The sequence below is a fragment of the Achromobacter sp. ISS7 genome (assembly GCF_056523125.1).
The window spans coordinates 3,141,532-3,167,571 of sequence record NZ_JAWRZD010000001.1; the positions used below are offsets into that span (position 1 = coordinate 3,141,532).

16 protein-coding genes are annotated in these 26,040 nt (G+C 71.5%); 4 read left to right on the plus strand and 12 right to left on the minus strand.

Annotated features, from left to right (window positions below; genetic code table 11):
- Positions 1-44: 44 nt before the first annotated feature.
- From AC1HFW_RS14050 to AC1HFW_RS14080, 7 genes are all read right to left on the minus strand, one after another.
- Positions 45-1,010 (minus strand): FecR family protein, encoded by a 966-nt coding sequence (locus tag AC1HFW_RS14050; RefSeq protein ID WP_061074014.1) that lies wholly within the window; start codon positions 1,008-1,010, stop codon positions 45-47.
- A 4-nt stretch (positions 1,011-1,014) separates the two neighbouring features.
- Positions 1,015-1,557 carry an RNA polymerase sigma factor gene (locus tag AC1HFW_RS14055; protein ID WP_061074548.1) on the minus strand — a complete coding sequence of 181 codons (543 nt, stop codon included), beginning with the start codon at positions 1,555-1,557 and terminating at the stop codon, positions 1,015-1,017.
- Between the two features lie 5 nt (positions 1,558-1,562).
- Positions 1,563-2,261 (minus strand): secretin and TonB N-terminal domain-containing protein, encoded by a 699-nt coding sequence (locus AC1HFW_RS14060; protein WP_479283924.1) that lies wholly within the window; start codon positions 2,259-2,261, stop codon positions 1,563-1,565.
- Between the two features lie 170 nt (positions 2,262-2,431).
- Positions 2,432-15,088 carry a filamentous haemagglutinin family protein gene (locus AC1HFW_RS14065; protein WP_479283926.1) on the minus strand — a complete coding sequence of 4,219 codons (12,657 nt, stop codon included), beginning with the start codon at positions 15,086-15,088 and terminating at the stop codon, positions 2,432-2,434.
- Positions 15,089-15,214: 126 nt separating this feature from the next.
- Positions 15,215-16,216, minus strand: coding sequence for a FecR family protein (locus AC1HFW_RS14070; RefSeq protein WP_479283928.1), 1,002 nt, complete (start codon positions 16,214-16,216; stop codon positions 15,215-15,217).
- Positions 16,207-16,761, minus strand: coding sequence for an RNA polymerase sigma factor (locus tag AC1HFW_RS14075; protein ID WP_479283930.1), 555 nt, complete (start codon positions 16,759-16,761; stop codon positions 16,207-16,209). The genes AC1HFW_RS14070 and AC1HFW_RS14075 overlap by 10 nt, the downstream gene beginning before the upstream one ends.
- Positions 16,751-17,515: an STN domain-containing protein gene (locus AC1HFW_RS14080; protein ID WP_479283931.1), complete on the minus strand. Its 765-nt coding sequence runs from the start codon at positions 17,513-17,515 to the stop codon at positions 16,751-16,753. The genes AC1HFW_RS14075 and AC1HFW_RS14080 overlap by 11 nt, the downstream gene beginning before the upstream one ends.
- Before the next feature lie 146 nt (positions 17,516-17,661).
- Here AC1HFW_RS14080 and AC1HFW_RS14085 point away from each other — a divergent pair, with 146 nt between their 5' ends.
- The gene (locus AC1HFW_RS14085; protein WP_479283933.1) at positions 17,662-18,033 is read left to right on the plus strand and encodes a hypothetical protein; all 372 of its coding nucleotides are present in this window, start codon (positions 17,662-17,664) and stop codon (positions 18,031-18,033) included.
- A 77-nt stretch (positions 18,034-18,110) separates the two neighbouring features.
- On the opposite strand, the gene AC1HFW_RS14090 is transcribed toward AC1HFW_RS14085, so the two are convergent.
- From AC1HFW_RS14090 to AC1HFW_RS14110, 5 genes are all read right to left on the minus strand, one after another.
- Positions 18,111-18,476 carry a cupin domain-containing protein gene (locus AC1HFW_RS14090; RefSeq protein ID WP_054431821.1) on the minus strand — a complete coding sequence of 122 codons (366 nt, stop codon included), beginning with the start codon at positions 18,474-18,476 and terminating at the stop codon, positions 18,111-18,113.
- Positions 18,477-18,492: 16 nt separating this feature from the next.
- Entirely contained in the window at positions 18,493-19,047 is a 555-nt protein-coding gene (locus AC1HFW_RS14095; protein WP_006390110.1) for a helix-turn-helix domain-containing protein, read from the minus strand.
- Between the two features lie 157 nt (positions 19,048-19,204).
- Positions 19,205-19,987 carry an aldolase gene (locus AC1HFW_RS14100; RefSeq protein ID WP_061074011.1) on the minus strand — a complete coding sequence of 261 codons (783 nt, stop codon included), beginning with the start codon at positions 19,985-19,987 and terminating at the stop codon, positions 19,205-19,207.
- A 13-nt stretch (positions 19,988-20,000) separates the two neighbouring features.
- Complete coding sequence (locus AC1HFW_RS14105) at positions 20,001-20,636, minus strand: glutathione S-transferase family protein (protein WP_006390112.1); 636 nt, start codon at positions 20,634-20,636, stop codon at positions 20,001-20,003.
- A 2-nt stretch (positions 20,637-20,638) separates the two neighbouring features.
- A complete protein-coding gene (locus AC1HFW_RS14110; protein ID WP_061074009.1) occupies positions 20,639-21,595 on the minus strand; it encodes a Bug family tripartite tricarboxylate transporter substrate binding protein in 957 nt (318 codons plus the stop codon).
- A gap of 204 nt (positions 21,596-21,799) precedes the next feature.
- Here AC1HFW_RS14110 and AC1HFW_RS14115 point away from each other — a divergent pair, with 204 nt between their 5' ends.
- The 3 genes from AC1HFW_RS14115 (at position 21,800) to AC1HFW_RS14125 (ending at position 25,926) form a co-directional block, all read left to right on the plus strand.
- Positions 21,800-22,309, plus strand: a complete 510-nt coding sequence (locus tag AC1HFW_RS14115) for a sigma-70 family RNA polymerase sigma factor (RefSeq protein ID WP_116520032.1) — start codon at positions 21,800-21,802, stop codon at positions 22,307-22,309.
- 94 nt (positions 22,310-22,403) lie between these two features.
- A complete protein-coding gene (locus tag AC1HFW_RS14120) occupies positions 22,404-23,357 on the plus strand; it encodes a FecR domain-containing protein (protein ID WP_479283938.1) in 954 nt (317 codons plus the stop codon).
- A gap of 214 nt (positions 23,358-23,571) precedes the next feature.
- Positions 23,572-25,926, plus strand: a complete 2,355-nt coding sequence (locus AC1HFW_RS14125; RefSeq protein WP_116520064.1) for a TonB-dependent siderophore receptor — start codon at positions 23,572-23,574, stop codon at positions 25,924-25,926.
- Positions 25,927-26,040 lie beyond the last annotated feature (114 nt).

Here is a 26,040-nt window from a genome sequence, read left to right on the forward strand (position 1 = left end):
TCATATTTCACGTTTTGGACGATCCGCGCCGCGCGTGGCGGCGTTCAGGTCAGCAACACGATGCCGCCGGGCAGCGACGTGACCTGGGCGCCGTAGGCATCGCGGATCAACAGCGCGGCATCGGCCAGCTGGTCCAGCGAAAAGCGCGCCTGCACCAGGCTGCCCGCCAGCCGGTCGCTCACCAGCACGATGCGGCCGGGGCGATAGCGGTTGATCTCGTCGACCACCTGCGCCAGCGGCACGTTGTTGAATTCCAGCACGCCGCGGCGCCAGGCCGTGACCTGGTCGGGGTCCACCCGCCGCGGCCCGCTGGCGCCGCCGGCGCCCAGCACCACCTGCTGCGCCGCCGTCAATTCCACCGACTCCTGGCGCAGGCTGACGCGGGCGCTGCCTTCTAGGCAGGTCACGCGCACCTGGCCATCGGTGTAGCGCACGTTGACGCACCCCGAGGTGGCGCTGACACGGCCCGCGCCCGCCGTCAGGCTGACCGGCTGGCCGGCCGTCAGCAGCTCGACCTCGCCGGCCAGCAGATCGATCTGCTGCGCCTGGCCGCTGCGCGACAGGTTGATGCGGGTCTGGGTGTTCAGCTGCACGCTGGCGTCGCCCGCCAGCGCCACGCGGCGCTGCTCGCCCGTGCCGCTGCGGACGTCGGCGGTCAGTTCATCCACCGCCGGCCACAGGCCCAGCGGCGGCTTGAACGCCAGCCACGCGCCGCAGGCCGCCACCGCGCCGCCCAGGAACGCGCGCCGCGCCGGCCGCGTGACGCGGGCGCGGCGCGCCTGCGCGGCCTGCGCCAGGCGCGCGGCCGGCGCCAGCTGCTGCCAGGCGCCGCGCGTTTCCTTGAAGACGCGCGCGTGTTCGGCGCTCTGCCCGCACCAGCGGCGGAAGGCCTCGCCATCGGCCACGCTGGCCTGGCCCGAGGCCAGCCGCACGACCCACGCCTGGGCCTCGCGCTTGAGCGCGGCCGCGGGGTCGCCGCCGGGGCGGGAGCGTCTGAAAAGGGTCGTCATGATGCTAAGACGTTTCCCGGGCCTGGGGACCGTAGCGCTGGACATACTTTTTTTCCAATTTCTCGCAACAGTGCTCCAGCCCCGCGCGCAATTCCTTTTCCACCGTCCGCACCGAAATGCCGAAACGCTCGGCGATCTCGCGGTGCGGCACCTCGTCGACCCGCGCCGCGATCACGATCGCCTGGCGCCGGCGCGGCAGTTCGGCCAGCGCCGCCTCCAGCGCCTCCAGCTGCTCGCGGCCCTCGGCCACCTGGGCCGGGCCGGCGGCCTCGTCGGCCATGTCGTACAGCTCCTCGATCTCGGCCATCGACAGGATGCGGGCATTGGCGCGGCGCTGGTCCTCGGCGATGTTCGAGGCGATCTTGAAGAGATAGGCGGCCGGATACTCCACCGGCGCGGTCTCGGCCAGGCTGTCGACCCGCAGCCAGGCCTCCTGCATGGCGTCGTTGGCCAGGTCTTCCGACCCCAGCCGGATGCGCAGGCGCTTGCGGAATTCCTGGTACTTGGACAGGAACAGGTTGCGCAGGGCGTCGCCGGTCATGGACATGGCGCTCAGCTCGCGGCGCCGGCCAGGCGGCAATCGGCGCGCGGGTCGGGCCGCGGCGCCAGCACGATGGTCACCGGCTGCGGCAAGTCGGCCGGCGGCGGCGTATCCATGATGAGCCCGGACAACACCCCGGCCAGCGCCTCGTCGCGGCGCGCGTCGCCGGTGCCCGACAGCACCCGCGCCTGGCGCACCACGCCGTTGCGGCCGATCCACAGCTGCAGCGAGGCGCGGTAACGGCCGAACTGCGCGCCGGTCCACTGGCACAGCGCGCGCGTCACGGTGTTCTGCAATACGCCGGCATAGCGCGTCACCGCCGCCGCCGACGGCGCGGTGGCCGGCGCGCGCGGCGCGGGCGCGCTCGCGGCCGATTCCACCAGGGTGAATGCGGACGCGCTGGTGTAGCGGGCCTGCAGGCCGGTGCCCGTCAGCAACAGGCGCAAGGCCTCGCGCGGCGCCAGCCGGCCACGCACCGCGCTGGCCTGGCGGCCGGCGGTCAGGCGGCTGGTCACCAACACCGCCATGCCCGTGGCCTGGGTGTAGGCCGCCAGGGCCGCGTCCAGCGGCTGCGCGGCGATGTCGAACGGGATCAACGCCGTGTCCGCCGCCCGCTGCTGGGCCAGCGCGGCCGGCGGCAGCACCGCGAGGCCGAACGCGAACCAGCAGGCGAACGCCCAAGCGGCCCCAGGCGTCTGCGTCACTGTCATAACACCCCGATGTCTCTAAGATGGCGTGGCCACTGCGCGCCGGCGGTGGCCGGACGCAGGGCGGAAGCGGCATGGTAGCGAGCGGATATGACGGTCGGGTGACGCGCTCGTGACGGTTGCCGGCCATCGGGCGGACAACCGTCACGGACGCATCACGCCGCCGGCGCGGCTCACATCGCCAGCTTGCCCCGCTCCTGCGCGCTCAGTTGCCGCATCTCGCTGTCGTCCAGCGAGCCGGCGCCCAGCACCTGCACGGCGCTGGCGGCGTCATAGCGGTTCGCGGCCGCGCTCGGCCCCGGCGGCGGCGCCACGCTGGCGCCGGCCACGGGCTCCTCGCCATACCCCAGGATCTGCACGCTGATCACGGACGGCTGGTTCTGCCGCGCCTGGCTCTGGGCGCGTTGCGCCGACTCCTGCGCCGCGCCCACCGCCGAGGCCGCCGCGGCGCTGGCCGACGACATCGCCCCGGTGTTGACCGATGCCGTCACCGGCACGCCCTTGCTCTCGCCCTGGGCCTGGATGTTGGCGGCATTGACCACCTGCAGGGCAGCGATGTTGACGTTGCCCGACACCCGGATGCCGGCTTCGCCCGCGTCGATGGTGCCCAGCGGCGCATACAGGTCCACGTCGCCCGCCGGCACTTCCGGCAGCGGCGCCAGCGTCGCGATGCCCGCGCCGGTGCCGGGCGCATTGGGCGACAGCGTCACATTGCCGACCGAGTCGTAGACCCGCTTGGGCGGGGCGTACAGCACGGTCGTCTTGGCGCCGCGGCCGGCGTTGATGTCGCCTTGCGCCGACCAGGCGGTGATGCCGCCGCCGAAGGTCGTCATGACGCGGCTCTGGCCCAGCAGGATGCTGCCCAGCGCGTAGAGCTGGATGCTGCCCTCGCCCTGGGTGATGATGCCGGCGCTGGCGGGCGGCGCGGCCCCTTCCAGGCCGAACACCTGCTGTCCGCCCGGCGTCAGCAGCTGGATATCGCCGCCGAAGGTGCTGCGGATGCCAGCCCCGCCATAGAGCGTGATATCGCCCTGGTAGGCCCCCGGCGCGGTGTCGGGGAACAGCGCGGCGATGGCCTGGCGGCCCCGCAGGTAGCTGCCGTGGCGCGGACTGGATTTGTCGTTGTATTCCCGGCCGCCGGCGCGCAACTCGGCGAAATAGACCTGGCGCGCGAACAGGCTGCGCTGTTCGGCGGGCAGCGCGTTGAAATAGGCGCGCGCGTCCTCGGCGCTGCCGGCGAAGCCGTAGCGCTGCGTCAGCCACAGCAGCAGCTCGGCCTCATAGGTCTTGAACGCCAGGCCCTGGTCCACCAGCGGACGGCCCGGATCGGCCATCCGCGGATCCAGATAGCGTTCCAGGAATCCGGCGTAGTCCGGCCCGGCCGCGCCCACGCCCGCCAGCACCGCGATCGATGCGCCCGGACGGCGATCGCCGGGCAGCACCGCGCCCAGGCTGACGATCGATGCCCGGTCGGCCATCAGCACATGGCGGCCCGCCGACACTTCCAGGGCGCCCGGTCCGGCCACCTGGAACGAACTGTAGAGAATGTCGCGCCCGGCCGACACCCGCGACACATCGTTCGCATCGCGGTGCAGGAACAGGTTGCCGCTCGATCCCACCGAAGCGCCGCCACCGCCGCCCAGGCTGTAGCCATTACTGCTGGGCACGTCGAGCAGCACGCCCGGGCCGGTGCCCGATGCCACGATGTCGCGCCCGGCCATCATCCAGACCGGTCCCGCGGCCTCGTACCAGGTCTGGCCGATGTTTGCGCCCTTCAGCAAGGTCAGCGTTTCGCCGCTGCGCAGTCCGACGATGTCGCCATCGCGGGCGTACAGGCGCGTCACCGCGCCCGATCCCGCCGCGCTGGCCGTCGGCGGGCCGAAATAGAACAGGGGGAAATGCTGGCCGCGTTCGACCTGGCTGCCGTTGCCCTGATTGCCCAGGGCGATGACGGCGCTGGCCTGCGAGGTGTAGCCGGCGAAAGCCGGGGCGTATACGCCCGCCACGCTGGCGGGGTCGGCGCCCGAGCGGTTGATGGCGTAGCCGCCCGCGTAGATCGAATCGCCCGCCAGCAGTTCCAGCTGCCCGCGCGCCCCAGGCGCCAGCGTCAACGAATACGGCACGCCGGTGGATTCGGCGTTCAGGTAGGCCGCCGACGTGCCCGCGTAGATGCTGCCGTCGTAGGCCGTCGCCCGCAGGATCGACGGATACAGATAGCGCCCGTCCGACGCCGACGTGTTGCGCCCGGTCTGCAGGGCCAGGCCCTGGGCGCTGTGCGAGGTCTGCCGGCTGGGGGTGAGGTTGCCGCCCGCGCTCGACAGTTCGATCGCGGTGTTCTCCGTCCACAGCGAGAACCAGCTGTTGCCGCCGCCGGTCACCGGCGTGCCATCGCGCAGCCGGAACGGCGTGCTGTTCGGCACGGCCACGCGGCCCGGGTCGCTGGCGCCGCCCACCACCAGGTCGCCGCGGGTGTCCAGCCGGATGACCGCGTCGCCGGGGATCAGCACCAGCCCGCCCGTGGCGCTGGCCAGCGTGGCGGTGTAGGGGTCGTAGCCGCGGCTGTCCTTGGCATCCTGCTGGTTGGCGCTGTTGCCGTATTGCAGGTCCAGCCCGCCGATCGCGCCGCCCGTCATCCTGACGTCGCCGCGCAGATTGATCAGGGCGCCCTGCAGATCCAGCGCCGGCGCGCCGTAGTACGGCGCCGCGCCGCCGGTGGAGGACACCTGGCCGCGCGCGTTCTGGTTCGGATTGAGGCGGCCGCCGATACGGACATCGATGTCGCCGCCGCCCGTCAGCAGCACGCTGCCGTCGGCCGCCACGCGGCCCGTGCCGCCCACCGCGACGACCAGGCCCTGGCTGCGCGGATACGTGTTCGATCCGCGCGCCTCGATGTTGCCGGCATCGCCGTCCGTGCGCACGCTGACATTGCCGCCGCCCAGCGCGCCAAAGCCCGTGAAGCCCACCAGCACAGGCGTGGAGTCCTTGAATTCCGGCCGCGCCGGCGCATAGCTGCCGAAGTTGATCCACCACGCCGTGGGCGTGTCGCCGCCATTGGCGCTGCCGCTGCCCTGGCGCCACAGCCAGTTGCCGATGCCGACACTGGGATCGAGCTCGCGCCCGTCATACGTGCCCGAGATAGTCTTGCCCCAGACGTCGCCGCGCAGCGCGCCGCCGGCGTACAGGCCGACATTGCCGCCGGCCTCCGGATACCAGGCCTGATAGCCCGTCCCGGCGGTGACGAAGGGTTCGTAGAGCGTGGCGTAGTCCGCGCCCAGCACGGTGCTGCCAAATCGGCCGCGCGGCAACTGGTAGCCCGGCGCCACGTTGGCCGACTGCGTGCCCGCCGTGTAGACGCCGTAGGCCGACATCAGGCTGATATCGCCGCCCGCCGCCAGGTTCAGGTCGCCCGTGCCGGTGCGCAGCACGCTGAAGTTCTGCGCGTGCGAGACCACGGTGGTCGACTGCTTGTTCTCGACGCACTGGTCCGCGAATCCCTCGCAGATCCCCAGGTCCGCATCGGCCACCGGCGAGCCTTCGGGGTGGCCCCACCAGTTGTCCTTGGCCCAGACCCAGCGCGGCGGCGGCACGCACAGCCCCGGCTCCAGATCGCACAGCCAGATCAGATCCTCCGGCACCGGCTTGCCCGGCTCGAAGCCGGACGGCTCCGCGCTCGGCCCCCACACCAGGCTGGCGCCCTTCACCAGGCTGGCGTTGTAGTGGGTATCGGCCAAGGTCAACTTGCCCGCGCCCACGCCCGGCAGCACCTGGCGCGGATCGGCCGCGTCCAGGTCGGCGCCCGCCGTCAGTTGCAGCGACCACGATTGGCTGCCGGCCGGCAGCATCTTGGCCAGCGCCCAGTTGCGGCGCTGGTCCGCCGCCGTGCCCGGCCGCAGTTCCACATAGTCCGTGCCCGCCGGGAACACCAGCTTGGTCTGCGAGGGAATCAACGCGCCCTGCTGCAGCGTGATGCTGCCCGCCATCAGCAGCACATTGGGCTCGTAGCCCTGGGTGGTGTGGCGGTTGGGCAAGGCGACGTTGGCCGGCCAGGTGAACGGCTTCAGGGCGGTGCCGCCGGTCAGCAGCGTCCCCGCGCCCAGCCGCGTGCCGGCCGGCAGGTCCAGCGCGCGGTCCAGGACGGTGCCCGCGGCGTACAGCAGCTGGCCGCCGCCGTCCCGCAGGTCGCCGGACAGCACGGTGCCGGCGGCCAGCGACAGCGGCTGGTTCAGCGCCGCCTCCACCGGCAGGCGCGTGCCGGCCGCCAGCGTGCTTGCCTGCAAGGGCAAGGGATAGTTCAGCGTCTTGCCCCCGGGGAACTCGGTGCCGTCGGCCAGCTCCACCCCGCCACGCGGCAGCACGACATCGCCGCCATAGGGTTGCGCGCCGGGCATCAGCACCCAGCCGTTGTCATCGTCGGGCGAGGCCGACGGCTGCTCGAAGCCGTCGTTGATGCTGCCGTAGACATCCAGGTTGCCCTTGGCCCGCAGGATCAGCGCGCCGGCTTCGCCGGAGCCGTAGGCCGAGGTCATCGGCGAACGCGGGTTCAGGCTGGCATAGCGATAGCGCGACAGGTCCAGGTCGCCCTGCACCACCAGGTCGCCGTCGGCGGTCTTGCTGACGATCTCGACGCCGGGACGCAGATGGAACACATCGCGGTAGGTGGCGTTGTTCAGGCCCGCCAGCTTGGCGTCGAGCAGATTGCCATTGAGCAGGGCAAGGCGGATGAATTCCCGGCTGTCGTCGTCCTTGGCCTTCAGGTAGGCCTGGTCGATGATCTGGTAATCGCGGCCGCTCGCGCGGTCCGCGGGGTCGCCGGGACGGGCATCGTCATAGCGCTGCATGGCGGTCAGGTTGATGGTCTTGGCGCCGTCGATCGCCAGCGGTCCGCGCGCCTCGATGGCGACGTCGCCATACATCGCGGCCGAGCCCGCCACCCCGGTGCCGTTGAGCCCCGTGTTGCCGGCGGCGTCGATACGCGGCGCGATGAGTTCCAGCGTGCCGCGCGCCACGCCGTCCTGCCGTCCGGCCGCGGCGGCGGTGCCGTGGCGCAGGTCGATGCGGGCGCCGGAGGCCAGCGTCAGCACGCCCTGGCCGGAGTTCAGTTCCACCACCGCGCGGTTCGGCGCGTCGATGATGCGGCCATAGCTGTCCACGCGCAGCACGGTGCCATGCGCGTCCAGCACCGCGCCGGAGGCCAGCGTCAGGCCGTCGCGCGCCGCCAGCCGGATGCGGCCGACGCGCTCGCCGCTCGCATCCACCCGGCCCGCCACGGTCAGGCTGCCGCCGTCGATGGACAGGTTGATGTCGTTGGCTTGCAGCGCATCGCCCAGCGTCAGGCTGCCCTGCTTGATCTGGAAGCTGCGCGCGCCGCTCACGCCGCCGTCGTTCAGGCGCCGGTTCAGGGCCTCGAAATCCGCATTCAGGTTGCCGGCCGCGCCCAGGCGCTGGGCCCGGATCTCGACACCGCCCGCGCGGTACGGCACCTCGGTGCCGCCCGCGTCGTAGCGGCCTGTGCTGGTGCCCAGGATGCGGCCCAGCAGCGCCACCTGGCCGTCGGCGGCGGCCAATGCCACCGCGCGCAGGTTGCCCGCGTCGTTGTAGCGCGCCGACAGGTCGATCAGCGCCCCGGCCTCCTGGCGAATGCTGCCCTGGCTGCTCTCCAGGATCAGCTCGCCGCCCCAGCTATGGCGCAACACATCGTTGAACGCAATGGCGCGGCCGGCCAGGTCCAGCGTCGAGCCGTCGGCCAGCAGCACGCTGTCGCGGCCCTGCAGCGTCAGCTTGCCGCTGGGCAGGGCGATCACTCCGTCGACCCGCACATTGGCGCCGGCCAGGCTCAATTCGGCGCCCAGGACCTGCACCGTCTGCTGCGCCGCCGGCGCGCCCGCGGCGGCCGGCACGGCCAGCAGACGCACATTGCCGCCCGCCGTGATGCGGTTGACGGAGCCCGCCGCGCCGGTCAGCAGCGGCGTGTCCAGCGTGAGATTGCCGCCGCTGTAGGCATAGCCGGCGCCGGGGGTGTAGGCGCCCTGCGATTGGTACACCGCCAGGCTGCCGCGATGGTTGGCGGTGATGCGGTCGGTGGCGTTCAGGGTGACGCCGGCAAAGCCCAGCGCCAACCTGGCGTTGTCGTCCAGGCCATTGGGTTGCGCGCCCTGGCCGTAGCCGAATTCGATGCGCTCGGCTTCGATACGCAGCGCCCCGCTGCCGGTGCCCGCGCCGCCCGCCGCGACCGCGCCGGGCGCCCGCACGGCGCCGTTCCAGACCAGGTTGCGGGCATGGATCGACGCCACGTCGCCGGCTCCGCCATAGCCGTAGAGCGCCGGCGTGCCCAGCGCCAGCGTCGCCATGGCGTATTGGCCGGTGGCCGGATCGCGCGTATCCAGCGCCACCGTGCCGTAGAAATTCACGGAGTCGCGTGCCGTCAGCGTCAGCACTTCCAGCGCCGGCGCGCCGGCGCTGGTGTCGCCGCGCAACAGGCGCGCCAGGATCCCCTGGTTCAGCGTCAGGCCGCTGGGCAACACGCCGCGCGCGGCGGCCTGTTCCAGCGCCGTGGTGGTGCCGACATTGACGGCGCCGACCGCCAGCGCCAGGTTGCGGGTGCCATAGCGCACCTGCTCGCCCAGGTCGAACAGGCCGTTGGTGGCGATGGCGATGGTGCCCTCGGAATACAGCTTCGTCGCCGCCTCGCAAGCGGCCCCCGCGCAGGTCCCGATGCGGATGGCGCCCGCCGCCAGGCTGTCGGGCGCCAGCACGTCCAGGCGGCCATTGGACACCGCCAGCAGCCCGGTGGCGCCGGGCTGGAAGGCATAGCCGCTGTTCGAATCCGCCGACGGCGCGCCGCGCCCCAGCGTGGAGATGCCCGCCCCCGCCTCGATTTCGATGGCCAGCGCCGAGATCAGCACTTCGGGCGCGGCCAGTTGCGCGCCGGCGCGCATCACCACCTCGTTGGCGCCGCCCTGGAAGGTATAAAAGCGTCCGCCCTGCCCGTACAGCACCACCGGCAATGCGCCCACCACCAGGCGGTTGGCGCCCAGCGCCGCCAAGGCGTCGGCATGCACCGACGCGCCGGCGAAGCCCGCCGTGGGCGCCTGGCCCGCCGCCAGGATCTCGATCGAGGGACTGCCGCCGCCCAGCGCGGCGGCGCCGCCGAAACCGCCTTGCGCCGCCTTGAAATCGGCCAGTCCCTCGAAGCGCAGGGCCTGTCCGTCCTGCGAGCCGGCATGGATCGCCAGCCGCAAGGTGCGCCCATCGGCCGGCAACATGGCGCGCGGCACGCCGCGCGTCACCGCATCGGCGCGCACGAAACTGGCATAGCTCATTTCGTTGTACTGCGAATACGTGCGCAGCACGTTCGCCGGCGTCAGGATCACCTGGCTGGCCAGGCGGTCGGCCGCGCCGGCGCCCTGGGTCGACAGGGTGCCGCTGGCGGCCCAGGACAGATTGCGCAGCCGCTGCGGCGCCATGGCCGCGCCGGCCGCCGCCAGGCCGTTGATCTCGACCCGGAAGGCGCCGGGCAGCAAGGCGTAGGTGGACGGCATCAGGGTGTAGGTGCCGGCCGGCAGGCCGGGCACGCCATCGCCCAGGGTGATCTGCCGTCCCACGCCCGGCGCCGAGGCGCCGGCGTCGCCCCCCACCGGCGCGTAACCCGGCTGCGCGCCGGGCACGATGGCATAGACGGGATTGGTGGCCAGCCCCGGCAGCGTAAAGCCGCCCTTCGGATCGTTGCGGACCAGCGGGTAATAGCGCGCGTCGGTGGAGCCGCCACGGCCGGAGACAAAGCCGGCGCCCGTCAGCTCGCCACCGCCGGACAGGTCCAGCAAGGACCCCGGCAGCGCATCCACATCGCGGAACCCCAGCGTGATCCCGGTGCGCAGCGAGGCGCCCCCGCCCTGGCCCACCGCGCCGCCGACTCCGACCAGCGCCACCTCGTTGCCCTTGAATTTGTACGACACGCCATCGGTGGTGCCGCCATACGGCATCACCAGGCCGGCGCCGCTGACCGAGGTGACGCTGCCCGGCAGCAGGGTCAGTCGTTGCGTGCCCACCGCCCCACTGACGTCGCCCAGCACGATCGCGCCCAGCGGCGCCCGCAGCACGCCGCCCTGCTCCACGTTGGCGGCGGCCAGGCGCAAGGTGCCGAACGCCGAATACGGCACCGGCGGCAGCGCGCTCGTCGCGCCGCCCGCGCGGCCCACCCGCAGCGTGCGGGCGGGATCGAAGATATTGACGCCCGACTGCGGGTTGCGGGTGTAGCCGGCCAGCAGTTCGGCCTCGGCTCCCGTCACCGGATACAGCTGCGCGGCGACCAGGTCCAGGTCGCCCCGGGTCCACAGGCGCGTGCGCGGCTGGTCATCGTTGTTCAACAGGAAGCGCAGGTCGCCGCCGCTGTTCAGCGTCACCCGGTCGAAGCCATTGCGGGACACGGCCAGCGCGCCGCCCACGCTGCGATTGATGGTGCCCTGCGTGCCGAACGAGACATTGTTGCCCACCTCCAGCAGGTTGCCGGCGCGCACCGTGAAACCGCCCGCGCCCACGCCGGGCGCATCGCCGAACAGCACGCGCGGGCGCAGCGTGCCGTTGGTGATGTAGTACTGACCCGGCCCGGACAGGCGCACATAGGACGACGACAGGTTCACGTGGGTCCGCGCCTCGGCCCCCGGCGCCACGGAGAAAACGCCCGCGTACAGGCGCAGGCTGTTCGCCACCGCCACGTCGACCGCGCCGTCGAACGACATCTGGCCGTTGGCCAGCAGCCCCAGGTTGTCGAAACCGCCACCGGCCACCAGCCGCGCGGCATCCAGCCGCGTCTGGCCGTAGCGCAGGCCGGCCGCTGCCGCGCCAGGCGTCAGGGCGGCGTCCAGCAGGCTGCCCGCGCCAGCCGCCAGCACAAGTTCGCGCGGCACCTGCACCGCCATGCCGGCGACGGTATCGCCCCAGGTGCGGTACAGCGGCGTCTCCAGCGCGATGTCCAGCGTGCCCCCCGCGGCGCTGGCGCCGCCGGCGCGCGCGATCAGGGTGCCGTCCAGGTGCAGGCCGTTGTAGGAGCTGAGGGAAATGCGGCCGCCATCGCGCTCCAGCCGCAACGGGCCGACACCATTGATATCCACGTCGACCGCGGCGCCGGACGCATCCAGCACCGCGCCGGGCCGCACGATCACGTAGGCATCCGCCGCGGTCGCGGTGGCGCGGTCGTGGTTGATCTCGCCGCCGAGCACGATCACGCCGCCCGCATCCGCCACGCCATAGCGGCGGCCCTGCGCGTCGATGCCCGACTGCGCCCGGCCGGCCACGTCCAGCACCGCCCGCTCGCCGATCCAGATCGAACGATTGTGCAGCTGGCCGTCGGCGGTCTCGACCGAGTCGGCCACATCGATGTCACCCAGGCGCAACTGCCGGATATCGATCTTGCCGCCCGCCGCCGTCAGCCCGCCCAGCACCGTGATCTGGCCAGCGCCGCGCAACTTGATGGTCTGGCCCGGGTCCACGGTCACTTGCGAGCCCAGGCCGATCATCAGTGTCGTATCGGTATCGGCGCCCAACGGCGCGAGGGTGCGGCCGCTCTGCAATGACAGGCTGGCGCCGCGCCGCCGCGTTGCCGTCCCCGCCACCGCGTCATGCAGATAGACGGGCGGCAGCCAGGCTTGCAGCACCGTGGCGCTATCGGCGCCGGTCGGCGCCCCGCCCGCCTCGGGGGCCGGCCGGTACACCGGCATCGCCACATCGATGCGGGCACCGTCGGCCACGGCCACGCCACGGCTGCCGATGATCTCGTAGCGCGCAAAGCCGCGCTGGAAGAACGGCTCCGCCAGCGCCAGCACGTCGGCGCCGGCGTCCGCCGGCATCGCGCCCAGCACCACCTTGCCCGCCGTCAGCGACAGGGTGCCGCCGCCGTCCACGCCATAGCCGCGCAGGTCGGCGCCCAGGTCCAGGCGCCCCGTGGCGGCGCCGCTCATCACGGTTTCGATCGTGACGTTGCCGCCCTTGCCGCCGGTCAGCTTGCCCTTGGCGCGCAACGCCGCGCCCGAGCCGACGTCGATCACGCTGCCGCGCTCCAGCAGGATGTCACCGGTGCCGCGCAGCGACACGCTGCCGCCGTTCAGATAGGGCATGGCGCCGGTCATGCCCGGCGCCAGCGCCAGGTTGCTCCACAGGCCCGACGTATCCAGCCGCCCGCGCGCGCCCAGCGTCAGCCGATCGGACGGGGTGGCGCCGATCGAGGTATCGTTCGGGCCCGACGGCGTCACCTGGCTGAGCACGTTGCCCAGGCGGATGCTGCCGCTGCGCGCGCTCAGCGTGCCGTCCACCGACACCCGGCTCGCGAACAGCGTGATGTCGCCTCCCGGCGCCACCGTCAGATCGGATTGCGCGGCGATGTCCTCGGCGGCGATGCGCACCGCGCCCAGCCCGAAGCCGTTCAGGCGGGTGGTGTCCAGCAGCAGGACGCCATTGCGGTCGGCGGGCAGCGCGCCGCCCAGTTCCAGGCCGGCGGCGATCGCCGCCACCCGGTCCGACAGCACCACCTGCCGCACGGTGTCCTCGCTGCGGCCCAGGGCGTACTGCATCGCGCCGGTCGCTTTGTTGTAGTACGGCGTGTAGGTGCCGACCACCAGTTGCGCGCCGCGCGCCACGGCGCGCTGCGATTGCTGATAGCCGTCCAGGCCGGCCTGCGCGGCCACGTTCTGGCGGTCGCCCTGGAAGGTGGCGCCGATCAGCTCCCCTTCCAGCACCGCGCCGCGGGTGCCGACCAGCAGGCGGCCCGCGTCCCGGCCCACGGTGTAGCCGGTCTCGAAGCGTTCGAGCGGCGCGATCAGCGGGTTATAGAAACGGCGCGTCTGGCCCCAGCGTTCGCTGCGGGCCTCGTAGCCCTGGTACAGCCCCGTGTAGGCCAGGTCGCCCGGCGCGCGCGAAGCCTCGTACAGCCGGCCGTCCACGCCCCGCAGCCAGCTCTGGCGGATCATGCCGTCCTGCACGTCGAGCGTGCCGCCGGACAGGTTGATCTGCGAGCCGGCGCGCGTCACCACGTCGCCGCCGGTGAATTCGACGTTGCCGCCCTGCGCCATCCATTCGTTGACGGCATGCCCCTGCGTGCCCAGGTAACCGCTGACCTCCAGCAGCCCGCCGGCCGTATACCAGCGGTCGGTGGCGTAGCCGTTGGTGCCCGCGGGCACCAGCACCAGGTCGCGGATGTCCACCCACAGGTCATTGCTGTTGAGCTTGCCGCTTTCACGGTTGACCGGCGCGTCGCGCTGCTCGTTGCCCTGTACGTTGATCTTGAGGTTGTTGTTCTCCATGGCGACCGCCACGCCCACCGCGCCCGCCACGTCCAGGATGGCGCCATCGCGCAGCAGGCTGCGCCGCGCCGCGTGGACGGCGATCTGGCCGCCGGTGGCCAGCGTGATCGAGCCCGGCGCGAAATCCACCGTGCCGGTGCTGCTGATCTCCACCCGCGACAGTTCGCGCCGATCGGCGCCGGCCGACAGCCACGACGACGACGTCGACACCGCCGGCGGCGCGCGCAGGCCGTCGCGCTGGCTGTCCAGCGCCAGGGCGCCGCGCGAGTCCAGCACGATCGCCGCGACGCTTCCCTCGGCCAGCGTGATCGCGCCGTCCGCGCCGGCCGCGGTCAGGTGCAGCGTGCCGCGCGTGTCCACCGACGTGCTCGACAGCAGCACCCCGCGCTGCGTCACGTCGCCACCGGTCAGGGTCACGTCGCCCATGGCGGCCTGGATCAGGCCGCTGTTCTCGACCCGCCCGGGTACGCCGGCCGGCGTGACTTCGTTGCCCTTGGTGGTCGACAGCAGGTTGCCCGCCGTACCCTGGCCACGCTTGATGACGAAACTGTCGCCCGCCGCCAGCAGCGTCTGCCCGCCCGGCGTGTCGATGGCGCCCGCGTTGGTCGTTTCCTTGCCCAGCAGCAGCACGTAGCCGCCGCCCGAGGTCGAGGTGGTGGACGCGGCGGTCGCGATGCGCGCGCCGGCCTGCACCTCGACGCGGCCCAACGCGTCCAGGAAGGTCGGCTGGGCGCCGTTGTCGGCATACAGTCCCTTGTCGCGGAACTGCGCGTCGGTGATGGTGGCGGCCGCGACCACCAGGTTGCGCGCGTTGACCTGGCTGGTGCCGCTGAAGATCACGCCGTTCTGGTTCACCACCAGCACCGTGCCGTCGGCCTTGATCGCGCCCTGGATCTGGCTCGGTTTGGCCGACGCGCCGACCACCCGGTTCAGCACCGCGTCGTCCGCGCCCTGCTTGAACTGCAGCGTGGTGTTGCGGCCGATGTTGAACGTGTCCCAGTTCAGGATCGCGCGCGACTGCGTCTGCTCGATGGTCACCAGTTGGCGCCCGCCTTCGGCGCCGGGCTTGGGCGCCTTGGCCCCTTCCCATTTGGCCAGCGCGCCCTCGGCCACCCACAAGCCGCCGGGCGCCAGGCCGTCCGGCACGTCCGTGCCGCTGGCCGCCGCGGCCGCGCGGGCCGCCGCCTGCGCCGCCTGTTGCGCGGCCACCGCCGCCGCGGTGCGGTTCAGGTTGTCCAGCGAACGCTGCAGCTGCTGGCGCGATTGCGCCTGCTGGCGGGCGCTGTTGCCGATGCCGGCCAGCGAGCCATCCGGCATGCGGCCGGTGCGCTGCGCGGTCGACTGCACCGCGTTCTTGTCGGCGAACCAGCCCGGGCTGAAGGCCCGCGCCTGGGCCTGCGCCGTGCCGCTCCAGCCGCCGGCGATCAGCAGTACCGCCAGCACCTGGCGCAGCGGCGTCGGGCGCCAGTCTGGACGGCGGCGCCCCATCTCGTGCGCCATGAATGCCTTACCGCCGCGTTGCGCCAACCGTGCCTGCATGATCGTCTTTCCTTATTCCAATCGCGGTGTTCGCCACCTAGAACAAGACAGACGGATGGAAAAATGCCGACCAGAACCCTGTCATAAATAATTCACGAACCCCAGCGGCTCGCGTTGCCGGCCGGCTCAGGACAGCAGCACCACGCCGCCCGGCAGCCGGGTCACCTCGGCGCCATAGGCGTCGCGGATCAGCTGCTCGGCATCCGCCACCTGCGCCAGCGCGAAGCGCGCCTGCACCCGGCGTTGGCCGAGCTGCGCGTTCAGCAGCACCAGCCGGCCGCGCCGGTAGCGGTTCAGCTCGTCCACGACGTCCGCCAGCGGCACCCGGTCGAACACCAGCCAGCCGCGCCGCCAGGCGGTCACGGCTTCGGTGTCCACCTTCGCCGGCGGCATCACCCGGCGGTCGTCGTAGCGCAATTCCTGGCCCGCGACGACCTCGTAGGTGCCCTGCGCGTGCGCCAGTTGCACGCTACCGGCCAGGCAACACAGGCTGGCCTCGCCGCCCAGATAGCGCAGGTTGAACAGCGCCTCGCGCGCCGAGACGCGTCCGGCCCCCGCCACCACCTGCGCCAGCGGCGCCGGCATGGCGGGATTCGCATCGGCCTGCCGGCCGACGCGGACCTCGGCCTCGCCCGCGGCCAGCTCGATCACCGCGCCCGCCGAAGCCCCGGCCGCCGACCGCACATTGATGCGCGTCTGCGTGTTCAGTTCCAATTCCAGCGCATCGCCCAGCGCCACCCGGCGTTGCTCGCCGGTCGCCGTGCGGTAATCGGCGCCCAGCTCGTCCAGTCCGGGCCACAGCCCCAACGGCGGCCGCCATGCCAGATAGGCCGCCGACGCCGCCACCGCGCCGCCCAGGAACGCGCGCCGGCCCGACAGCGATGGGCGCCGCGTCGTGGCCCGCGCCGCCGCTTCTTCGCGCACCGCCGGCCCCAGCGCCCGCCACAGCCGCTTCTGTTCGGCAAAGGCCGCCTCGTGCCCCGGGTCCGCCCGCAGCCAGGCGCGGAACGCCTCCGCATCCGCCTCGGTGGCGGCGCCCGAAGTCAGCGTCAGCAGCCAATGGCGCGCATCGCGATCGTGCGATGCCCGTCCGCCCTTGCGCCTTCCCGGCAGCATCATCAGCGCCATGATTCGTCTTCCTCGCCCGCGTCCCGCGCGGGTACCTCCAGGGCTTCCAGCACCTTGCCGCAGTGGGCCAGCGCGCGCTTGAGCTCTTTGGACACGATGCGCTCGGACACGCCATAGCGCCGGGCGATCTCGGCATGCGGCACGTCGTGCACCCGGGCGGCCAGCAGCATCTGCTGGGTGCGCTCCGGCAACTGGCGCAGGGCGCGGCGAAACGCCTCGATCTGGCTGCGGCCCTGCGCAATGCGCGCGGGATCCTCGACCTCGTCCGTCGCGCCGACCAGTTCAATGATCTCCACCCCCGTCAGCAGTCGCGAATCGCGGCGGCGCTGGTCTTCGGCGATGTTCACCGCCACCCGAAAGAGGTAGGCCGCCGGCTGCTGGATGGACGAGCTCGAGGGCATGTCGTTGACCTTCAGGAAGGCTTCCTGCATGGCATCGTGCGCCAGGTCGTCCGACCCCAGGCGACGCTTGAGCTGGCTGCGAAAATCGTTGTAGCGCTCCAGGAACAACGCGCGCAGGGAACCGGCCGGCTTGTCATCCCGCATGGCTCGCCCCTCGCAGCGCGGCGCAGTCATCCACATCGCTTGCCTGCAGCAGGATCGTCACCGGTTGCGGCATGCCGCCCGGCAGCGGTCCGGCCGTCACGCCGCGCAACGCGGCCTCCAGCCGCCGGTTCAGCGGGACCGATCCGGTATCCGAAACCCAATCCACCCGGTCGACGCGCCAGGCCTTGTCGAACCACAGCTTGACCAGGGCGCGATAGTGGCCCGGCTCGGCGCCCTGCCCCTTGCAAAGCGCCCGCTTGAGCGCGCCTTGCAGCGCGGCCGCGTACGGCGTGTCGCGCAGCCGCGCCGCGCTGGCCGCGCGCGCGGCAGCCGTCTCGCGCGGCGCCGCCACCAGCGTGAACGAATGCGAACTGGCGTAGCGGATCGCCAACGGCGACCCCGCCAGCAGCTTGCGCAAGGCATCTCCGGGGGTATAGGTGCCGACCACCGCGGGCGCGTGGCGTCCGGCGGTCAGGGCGCTGTCGACCAGCACCGTCAGGCCGCTGTCCAGGCTGTATTGCGCCAACGCCTGGTCCAGCGGCTGCGCGGCAATGGCGAACGCCATCTCGCGCGGCGGCGCCTCGGCGCGGCCCGCGCCGGCCAACGCCCACAACCCCAACGCCAGGCAGGCGTGCCGCATCCAGCCCCTGCCCGGCGGACAGGCGAAGGTCATCGACGCCAACATGGAGGAAAGATGCCAGGCATGGCCGTTGTCGCGGGTGCCCGCGCACCCGCCTTGAAGGAAAGGCGCCATGCTAGGACGCGCGAATGACGCAATCGTGACACGCCACATCCGCGACACGGCGGGCCGCCACGCAATCGTCACCTGCGCGGCCTCATCCGTCCCTATACTGATGGCATGGCGGCCCCAGGCCGCCGGGCCTTTTCAAAGGAGCCCGCATGCGCACACACAGCCCCTCTTCGCGCCGCGCCTGCCTGCTGTTGCTGGCGGCGCTGGCGGCCACGCCCCTGGCGGCGGGCGCCCAGGCAACGGCCACGCCGGTCCCGCAGGCCGCCCCGCCGGCGGCCAAGCCCGCGCCCGGCGGCGCCTGCATCGACACCGAAGTCAACGGCTATCGCGCCCTGTCGTATGACTGCCTGAACCAGAAAATGGCGCCCGACGCCGCGCCCAAGCCGCCGCCCACGCTGGGCTCGGAAACCATCACGCAGAAGCCGCCCAACCAGATGGGCCTGCCCACGCCCGCCACCATCGGCAACCGCATGGGCAACACCTTCGGCACCTCGGCCTATCCGCAGCGGCCGGCGCCGTAACCGGGCGCGCGCCGTCACGCGTGCCTGCCCGGCCCTGTCCGGGCCGCGGGCCGCGGCGGGCGATCGTCGAGCGGGTCTCAGGCCGTGCGGCTGATGAAATAGATCTTCTTGACGAACTGGTCCACTTCCCAGCGGCCGGTATAGCCTTCCGGCATCACGAAGGCCTCGCCCACGGTCAGCTGGTGCACCGTGCCGTCCGGATCGACCAGGCGCGCCGCGCCCTCGACGATATAGCCGAACTCGATGTAGCCGGTGGTGTTGGACTGGAAACTGCCGGCGGTGCTTTCCCACACGCCGGCCTCGGCGCGGCCGCCGTTGCCCTCGAAGGCGGTCACGGTACGGAACGCCGCGTCGCCCGAGAGGGGACGCTTGGGCTTGCCCGGCACCGGGTTCTTCATCGGGCCTGCATCGATGCGGACCAGCCGCGATTGATCATGCTTCACTGCGCTTTCCTTGGAATCAATGCGCCGCCACCACCAGCACCTCGGCCGCGCCGCGGCTGACCGTGCGCATGCGATGCGGCAGTTCGGAATCGAAATAGAGGGAATCGCCAGCGTCCAGGCGGAACTCGCGTTCGCCGACCTGGACCTCGATGGCGCCCTTGAGCACCAGCAGGAATTCCTCGCCTGGATGCGGAAAGACCGCGGCGGCATCGGGAAATTCGCGCGGCGGGTGCACGATGAAAGGCTCCATGGCCTTGACCTTGCGGCGCCCGGCCAGCGATTCATAGTGGTATTCGTTGCCAAGGCCGCGACGCTGCAACACCTCGCGGTCGGCCACCCGCACCAGGCTGACGACTTCATCCTGCGCCGCGCCGTCGCCGCCCACCAGTTGCGACACGCCCACGCCATAGGCCTCGGCCAGCCGCAGCACGGTCGAAATCGAAGGCTCGCTCAGGCCCCGCTCCAGTTTGGAGAGGTAGCTTTTGGTCAGGCCCGTGCGCTCGCCCAGCTGTTCCAGGGACAGGGACTGCTGGCGGCGTAGCGCGCGCAGGCGGTGAGGCAGGTCGATCATGGGCGGGAAAAGTCGCGGTAACGACCGGTAAGCATGCCCGAAACCCGCCCCGCCGTCGAGCCGGCCCGCCCGGCGCACCCGTTGCCCCGCCCGCGCCGGCACGCCGGGGCACCTGGCATGCCCCCGCGCGCAGGCGCCTTGCGGCGCCGCGGGGCCCTTATGCCAGCACGTCCGGATGCTGGCGCAACGCCCGCCGGGCGTAGTACGAAAAGCCCACCTGCGAGCGCTTGGGCGTCAGGATCCAGTCGTGCGCCTCGTGCCCCAGCGCCGGCGGAATCGGCTGGATCTTGCCGGCCGCCATCGCCAGCAGCTGCATGCGCGCGGCGCGCTCGAACTGCAGCGCCAGCACGCAGGCCTCTTCCACCGTGCCCGCCGCCACCAGCATGCCGTGGTGCGACAGCAGGATGGCGCGCTTGTCGCCCAGCGCCGCCGAGATGATCTCGCCTTCTTCGTTGCCCACCGGCACGCCCGGCCAGTCCTTCAGGAACGCCACGTCGCCGTACAGCGGGCAGTTGTCCATGTGCGAGACCTCCAGCGGCACCTCCAGCATCGACAGCGAGGCCGCGTGCAGCGGGTGCGTGTGGATGATGCAGTTGACGTCCGGCCGCGCCCGGTAGATCCAAGAATGGAAGCGGTTGGCCGGGTTGGGCATGCCGCCGCCCTCCTGCACCCGCAGGTCCTCGTCCACCAGCAGCAGGTTGCCGGCCGTGATCTCGTCAAAGCCCAGGCCCAGCCGCTGCGTGAAGTAACGGTCGGGCTCCGGCGCGCGCGCCGTGATCTGGCCGGCCAGGCCCGAATCGTGCCCGCCGTCGAACAGGATGCGGCAGGTCAGCGCCAGGCGCTCGCGCAGCGTCCAGTCGGGCGTGTCGAACTGGCGCTGCATCTCGGCCTTGGCCCGCGCGATCAGTTCATCCTTTCCCAAGTGCATCGTATCGGCCATCTTTGACTCCTCGCTATGCCGTTTCCAACAACGGCGTAAAGCCCGGCAGGGCGCGCATGCGCGCCAGCCAGGCGTTGATGTGGGGCAAGGCGGACAGGTCGTAGCCGCCCTGCTCCGCCATGCTGGTGTAGGGATAGAGCGCGATGTCGGCAATGGTCGGCGCCTCGCCCACCAGGAAATCGCGCCCCGCCAGATGCGCCTCCATCCATGCCGCCGCGCGCATGCCGGCGCGGCGCCACTCGACCATCGCCGGGTCATCCACCCGCGCCGTGCCGCGCAGGTGGATCAGCAGCCGCGGCTGCGCGAAGGCATGCATGTGCTGGGTCTGCTCGAAACTCAGCCAGCTGGCCACCTGCGCCTGCGCCAGCCGCCCGTCCGGCAGCCAGGGCGTGCCCTGCCCCAGATACCACAGGATCGCCTGCGACTCCGCCAGCCACACGCCCTCCGGCGTGCGCAGCGCCGGCACCTGGCGCCACGGATTGATGCGGCCGAAGGCCTCGGTCTCGAGGTCGCCCTGCACGATGTCGAAGGTGCGGCGCGTGAGCGCCAGCCCCATGTAGCCGCAGGCCAGCCGGATCTTCCAGGCGTTGCCCGAACGCAGCGTATCGGCCAGTTCCAGCGGCTGTCCCGCCAGGGGATGTGTCGTCATGGTCAATCCATCCTGATGTCGGCGCGCTTGACGATCTCGGCCCACTTCTTCTTTTCGGCCGCGATGAAGCGCTGGTATTCGTCCGGCGCGCCGGTATAGAGCTGCGTGCCCTGCGCCGCCAGCCGCGTCTTCAACTCCGGCGAGGCCAGCGTCTGGCGCAGCGCCGCGTTGAGTTTTTCCAGCACCGCCGGCGGCGTGCCGGCCGGCGCGAAGAACGCATTCCAGGAACTGATCTGCAGCCCCGCGTCGCCAGCCTCGCCCGCGGCCGGCACCTGCGGCGCCGACGGCAACCGCTGGTCCGCCGCCACCGCCAGCGCGCGCAGCTTGCCCGACGCCACGTGCGGCATGATCACCGGACTGGCGTCCATCACCACGTCCACCTGCCCGCCGATGGCCGCGTTGACCGCCTCGCTGCCGCTCTTGAACGGCACGTGCACGATGTCCACCCCCGCCGTCAGCTTCAGCAGCTCCAGCCCCAGGTGCGGCGAGCTGGCCGTGCCGGCCGAACCGAAATTCAGCTTGGCCGGATGCGCCTTGGCGTACGCCACGAAGTCCGCGAAATTCGCCGCCGGCAGGTCGCCGCGCACCGCCAGCAGATAGGGCGAACCGGACACCAGCCCGACCGGCGCGAACTTTTCCGGGTCATAGCTGAGCTTGGCGTAGATCAGCGGGTTCACCACCTGCGTGCCCACCGTGCCCATGAAAATCGTATACCCGTCGGCCGGCGCCGTCGCCGCCACCTGCGCCGCGATCACGCCGCCGGCGCCGGGCCGGTTCTCCACCACCACGCTCTGCCCAAGCGCGTCGCCCATGCCCTTGCCGACCTGGCGCGCCACGATATCGGTGATGCCGCCGGCGCCGAACGGCACCACCAGCCGGATCGGATGATCCGGAAACGCGGCCTGCGCGCCGCTGCTTGCGGCCAGCGCCAACGCGGCGGCCATGATGATGCGCTTCATGGGATTCCCCTTGTGTCCGCCGCTTGATTGCGGCTATGACACAAAGTGTCCTATAGAGCATTGATTTTCCGCAAGGAGAATGTGATTGGGGGAATCCCTGAGCACCACTCCGCCGCGGTCTGTTGCGCCCACGCCGCGTGAAGCGTCCTCTTTCCCCACAATCAATAGTGTTTCTTATTCGCATTAGCTACACTACCGGGCATCTTGCAATCCCCCGACCCCATTTCCCTCCCCGCCGTCGAGCAGCTTTATCGCCATCACCATGGCTGGCTGCAAGGCTGGCTCCATCGCAAGCTGGGCGATAGCGGCGACGCGGCCGACCTGGCGCACGACACGTTCGTGCGGCTGATGGCCGCGCGCCGGCCGCCCGTCTTGCGCGAGGAGCCGCGCGCGCTGATCACGCACATCGCCAAGGGGCTGCTGATTGACCATTGGCGCCGCCGGGCGGTCCAGCAGGCCTATCTGGAAACGATCGCGCACCTGCCCGAACCGCAGGTGCCGTCGCCAGAAGCGGGCCTGATGATCGTGCAGACGCTGGTGGCGATCGACGCCATGCTGCAACGCCTGCCCGCGGCCACGCGCGACATGTTCCTGCTCGCCCAGCTCGACGGGCTCACGCTGCGGGAGATCGCCGAACAGACCGGCAAACCCGTGATCACGGTCCGGCGCCATCTGCACAAGGCCTTGATGGCCTGCATGGCCATCGCCGCATGAGCGCGCCGCTGGTAATCCTCCCCGCCTGTCGGGTCTTCAGTCACGAGCGAAGCGCAACGCTGGCCGCCCACGCACGTCTCCGGGCGGCAACGCCATGACGGCCGCGCCGAGCGACGAACTGCTCGAGGAAGCCGCCAGCTGGGTGATCCGGCTGCGCTACGAGCCCGCCGACGCGAGCACCCAACGGGCGTTCGAGCGCTGGCTGGCGCAGGGCGAGGCCCACGCGCAGGCCTGGGGCCGCGCCGAGCAGGTGCTGGGCGTGTTCGAGGGGTTGCCCGCCCGGATCGGCCATGACGTGCTGCGCGCGACCCGCAAGCGGCAGGGCCGCCGCGCCGTGCTGCGCGCGGCGCTCGGGCTTGGCGTGGCGGTGCCGTCCGGCTGGATGGCGTGGCGCCAGGCGCCCGCCTGGCGCGCGGACCTGCGCACCGCCGCGGGCGAACAACTGACGCGCACGCTCGACGATGGCACGCGGCTGGTCTTGAACAGCGGCAGCGCCGTCGACCTGCGCTACAACGACGCCGAGCGCCGCCTGGTGTTGGTGGCGGGCGAGGTGCTGGTGACCACCGGCCAGGAGACGCAGCGCGCGTACCGGCCGTTCGTGGTGCAGACCCCGCAGGGCGAGGTGCAGGCCCTGGGCACGCGCTTCTCGGTGCGGTTGATCGATGATCGCACCGAGGTCATGGTGTTCGAGCACGCGGTGCTGGCGCGCCCGGCGCATGCCGCCGCGGTGCGCATCGACGCGGGGCAGCGCGGCAGCTTCACCCGCGACGGGGCCGGCGCGCTCGCGCCGGTGGACGACAGCGCGGCGCTCTGGGAGCAAGGCATGCTGGTGGTGCGCGACCAGCGCCTGGCGGACGTGGTGGCGGAACTCGCGCGCCATCGTCCGGGAATTCTGCGCTGCGCGCCCGAGGTCGCCGAGCTGCGCGTGTCGGGCGCGTTGTCGCTGCGCGATACCGATGCGGCCCTGCGCGCCCTGGCCGAACGCCTGCCGATCGCGGTGCGGCGCGTCACGCGCTACTGGGTGTCCGTCGGGCCGGCGGACGCCTGAGCGGCCGCCAAGACGGGCCGGGAAAAAAAATAATTCGCATCGAGGTGATCACTTTTTCGTTGTCGTGCGGAGTAGGAAGTGAGACCGCATCGAGGGGATGCGGGCGCTTCCTGCTTGACGATGAAAGGATGAAAGAGTGATGGCACGTGTACGCGCAGCGCGGGGCAAGGGATCCCGCAAGGCAATGATCTGGTCGGCGCTCTGGTGCACGGCCATGGCAAGCGCGACGGCGGGCGCGCAGTCCGCGCCGCGGGCCGGCGCGGCGCCGGCCTCGCAGATGCGGAGCGTGGCGATCGGCGCGGGTCCGCTCGATACCGTGCTGGCGCGCTATGCCGCCGCGGCGGGCGTGCAGATCGTCTATGACCCCGCCTGGCTGGCGGGCCGCCAGAGTCCGGGCATCTCGGGCGAGATGAGCGTGCAGCAGGGCTTTGACCGCCTGCTGGCGGGCAGCGGCTATCGCGCCGCGCCCAGCGGGGCGGGCACCTATGCCTTGCAGGCCGCCTCGCAGGGCGGGGTCACGCAACTGGAAGCCGTGACCGTCACCGGCGCGGCCGAGCGCGCCACCAGCGAAGGCACCGGTTCGTACGCCAGCAACGCGGTCACGCTCGGCAAGGGCGCGCAGACGCTCCGGGAGATCCCGCAGTCGGTGTCGGTGGTGACGCGCCAGCAGCTCGATGACCAGAACCTCAACAGCCTGTCGGACGCGATGCGCAACGTGACCGGCATCACCGTCGAGACGCTCGCGAGCGGCGGCAATATCTCCGGATTCATCTCCCGCGGCTATACGCTCGACTCGATCCAGGTCGATGGCATGCGCTCGCCCGCGGGCGCGGGCAACCTGTCGGCGGGCTTCGACCTCGCCATCTACGATCGCATCGAAGTGCTGCGCGGCCCGTCCGGCCTGTATCAGGGAACCGGCGAACCGGGCGGCAGCGTGAACCTCGTGCGCAAGCGCCCGCTGCAGGAATTCGCCTTCGGCGCGCAGGCCAGCGTCGGATCGTGGGATTACTACCGAGCGGTGGCCGACCTGAGCACGCCCTTCGACAGCGAAGGCAAGGTGCGTGGACGCTTCATCGCCGCCTACGAAGATCGCGGCTCGTTCGTGGACCGGGTGAATTCGACCCGGCCCACGCTCTACGGCATCGTCGAGGCCGACCTCACGCCGCACACCACGCTGGCGGCCGGCGTGGCGTATCAACGTGCCCGCTCCACCCCCGCGTTCGGCCTGCCGGCCTATGCCGATGGCTCGCTGCTCGACATACGCCGCGGCACCAATCTCAGCGCGGCGTGGAACCAGATCGAAGAGGACACCACCGAGATCTTCGCGGACCTGGAGCACCGCCTCGCTGGCGGCGGCGTCGTGAAGGCCAGCGTGTTCCATCGCGATACCGACACGCCGACGCGCCTGACCACCTGGCCCAACCGGGCCGTCAATCCGCTCAACGGCGACACCAACCTGATCGCCTGGTCGTACCGCAACCACTGGAAAACCACGGGCGCGGACGCCAATCTGAACCTGCCGATCGAGGCTTTCGGCCGCGAGCACAGCCTGCTGGTGGGCACCGACTACAGCTACACGCGCAAGCAGTTCACCTACGGCGGCGGCACGGTATTCCCGACCAACGTGTACCAGCCGGTCATCGACATGCCGCGGCCCGACATGGAGCAGGTCAACGGCAATGACGGGCGCACCAGCGAGTTCGGCCTGTATACGCGCGCCAATATCCAGGCGACCGACCATCTGAAGATCATCGCCGGCGCCCGCCTGGCCTGGTGGAAGAACGACGCGCGCAACGCCAACCAGTACTTCGGCGACTTCAGCCAGACCGAGACACGCATCGCGGCGCGCACCACGCCGTATGCCGGGGTGGTGTACGACCTCACCCCCCAGTTGTCCGCCTATGCGAGCTACACCAGCATCTTCCAGCCGCAGACCGATATCGACGCGCAGGGCAATACGCTGGCGCCGCGCGTAGGACGCCAGATCGAGACAGGCCTGAAGGGCGCGTTCATGGACGGCAGACTGAACGCGCATGCCGCGCTATTCCAGATCTTGGACCGCAACCGGGCGATGACCGACCTGGACAATCCGATGTATTCGGTGGCGGCGGGCAAGGTGCGCAGCCAGGGCTTCGAGACCGAGGTCAGCGGTTCGCTGCTGTCGAACTGGGACATCGTGGCGGGCTATGCCTACACGCAGACCAAGTACCTGGAGGCGGCCCCGGGCACCGAAGGTCTCTCGTACAGCACGATCACCCCGCGCCACGCCATCAACCTCTGGACGCGCTACCGCTTCACCCAGCCTGCAATGGAGGGGTTCAGCGTGGGCACGGGCGTGCGCTGGAATAGCGGCAACTATCTGCAGAGTGGCAAGGTACGTTGGGACCAGGGCAGCTACGCCCTCGTCTCGGCCCAGATCGGCTACCGCTACAACCGCCACATCGAGGGTACGCTCACGGTCGACAACCTGTTCGATCGCAAGTACTACGAGAAGCTCGGCGGCGCCGCACGGCAGAACTACTACGGCCAGCCACGCAGCGTGATGCTGACGCTGCGTTATCAGTACTGAAGCAGGTTGGCGGGCGGCGCGGCGCGCCGCGCGGCCGTCGCGCGATTCGACGTTGCAAATCGAAGCGCCCCTGCCCGCTTGTCCGGCCTATGCTGGGGGGCCCGGCCCCGGCGG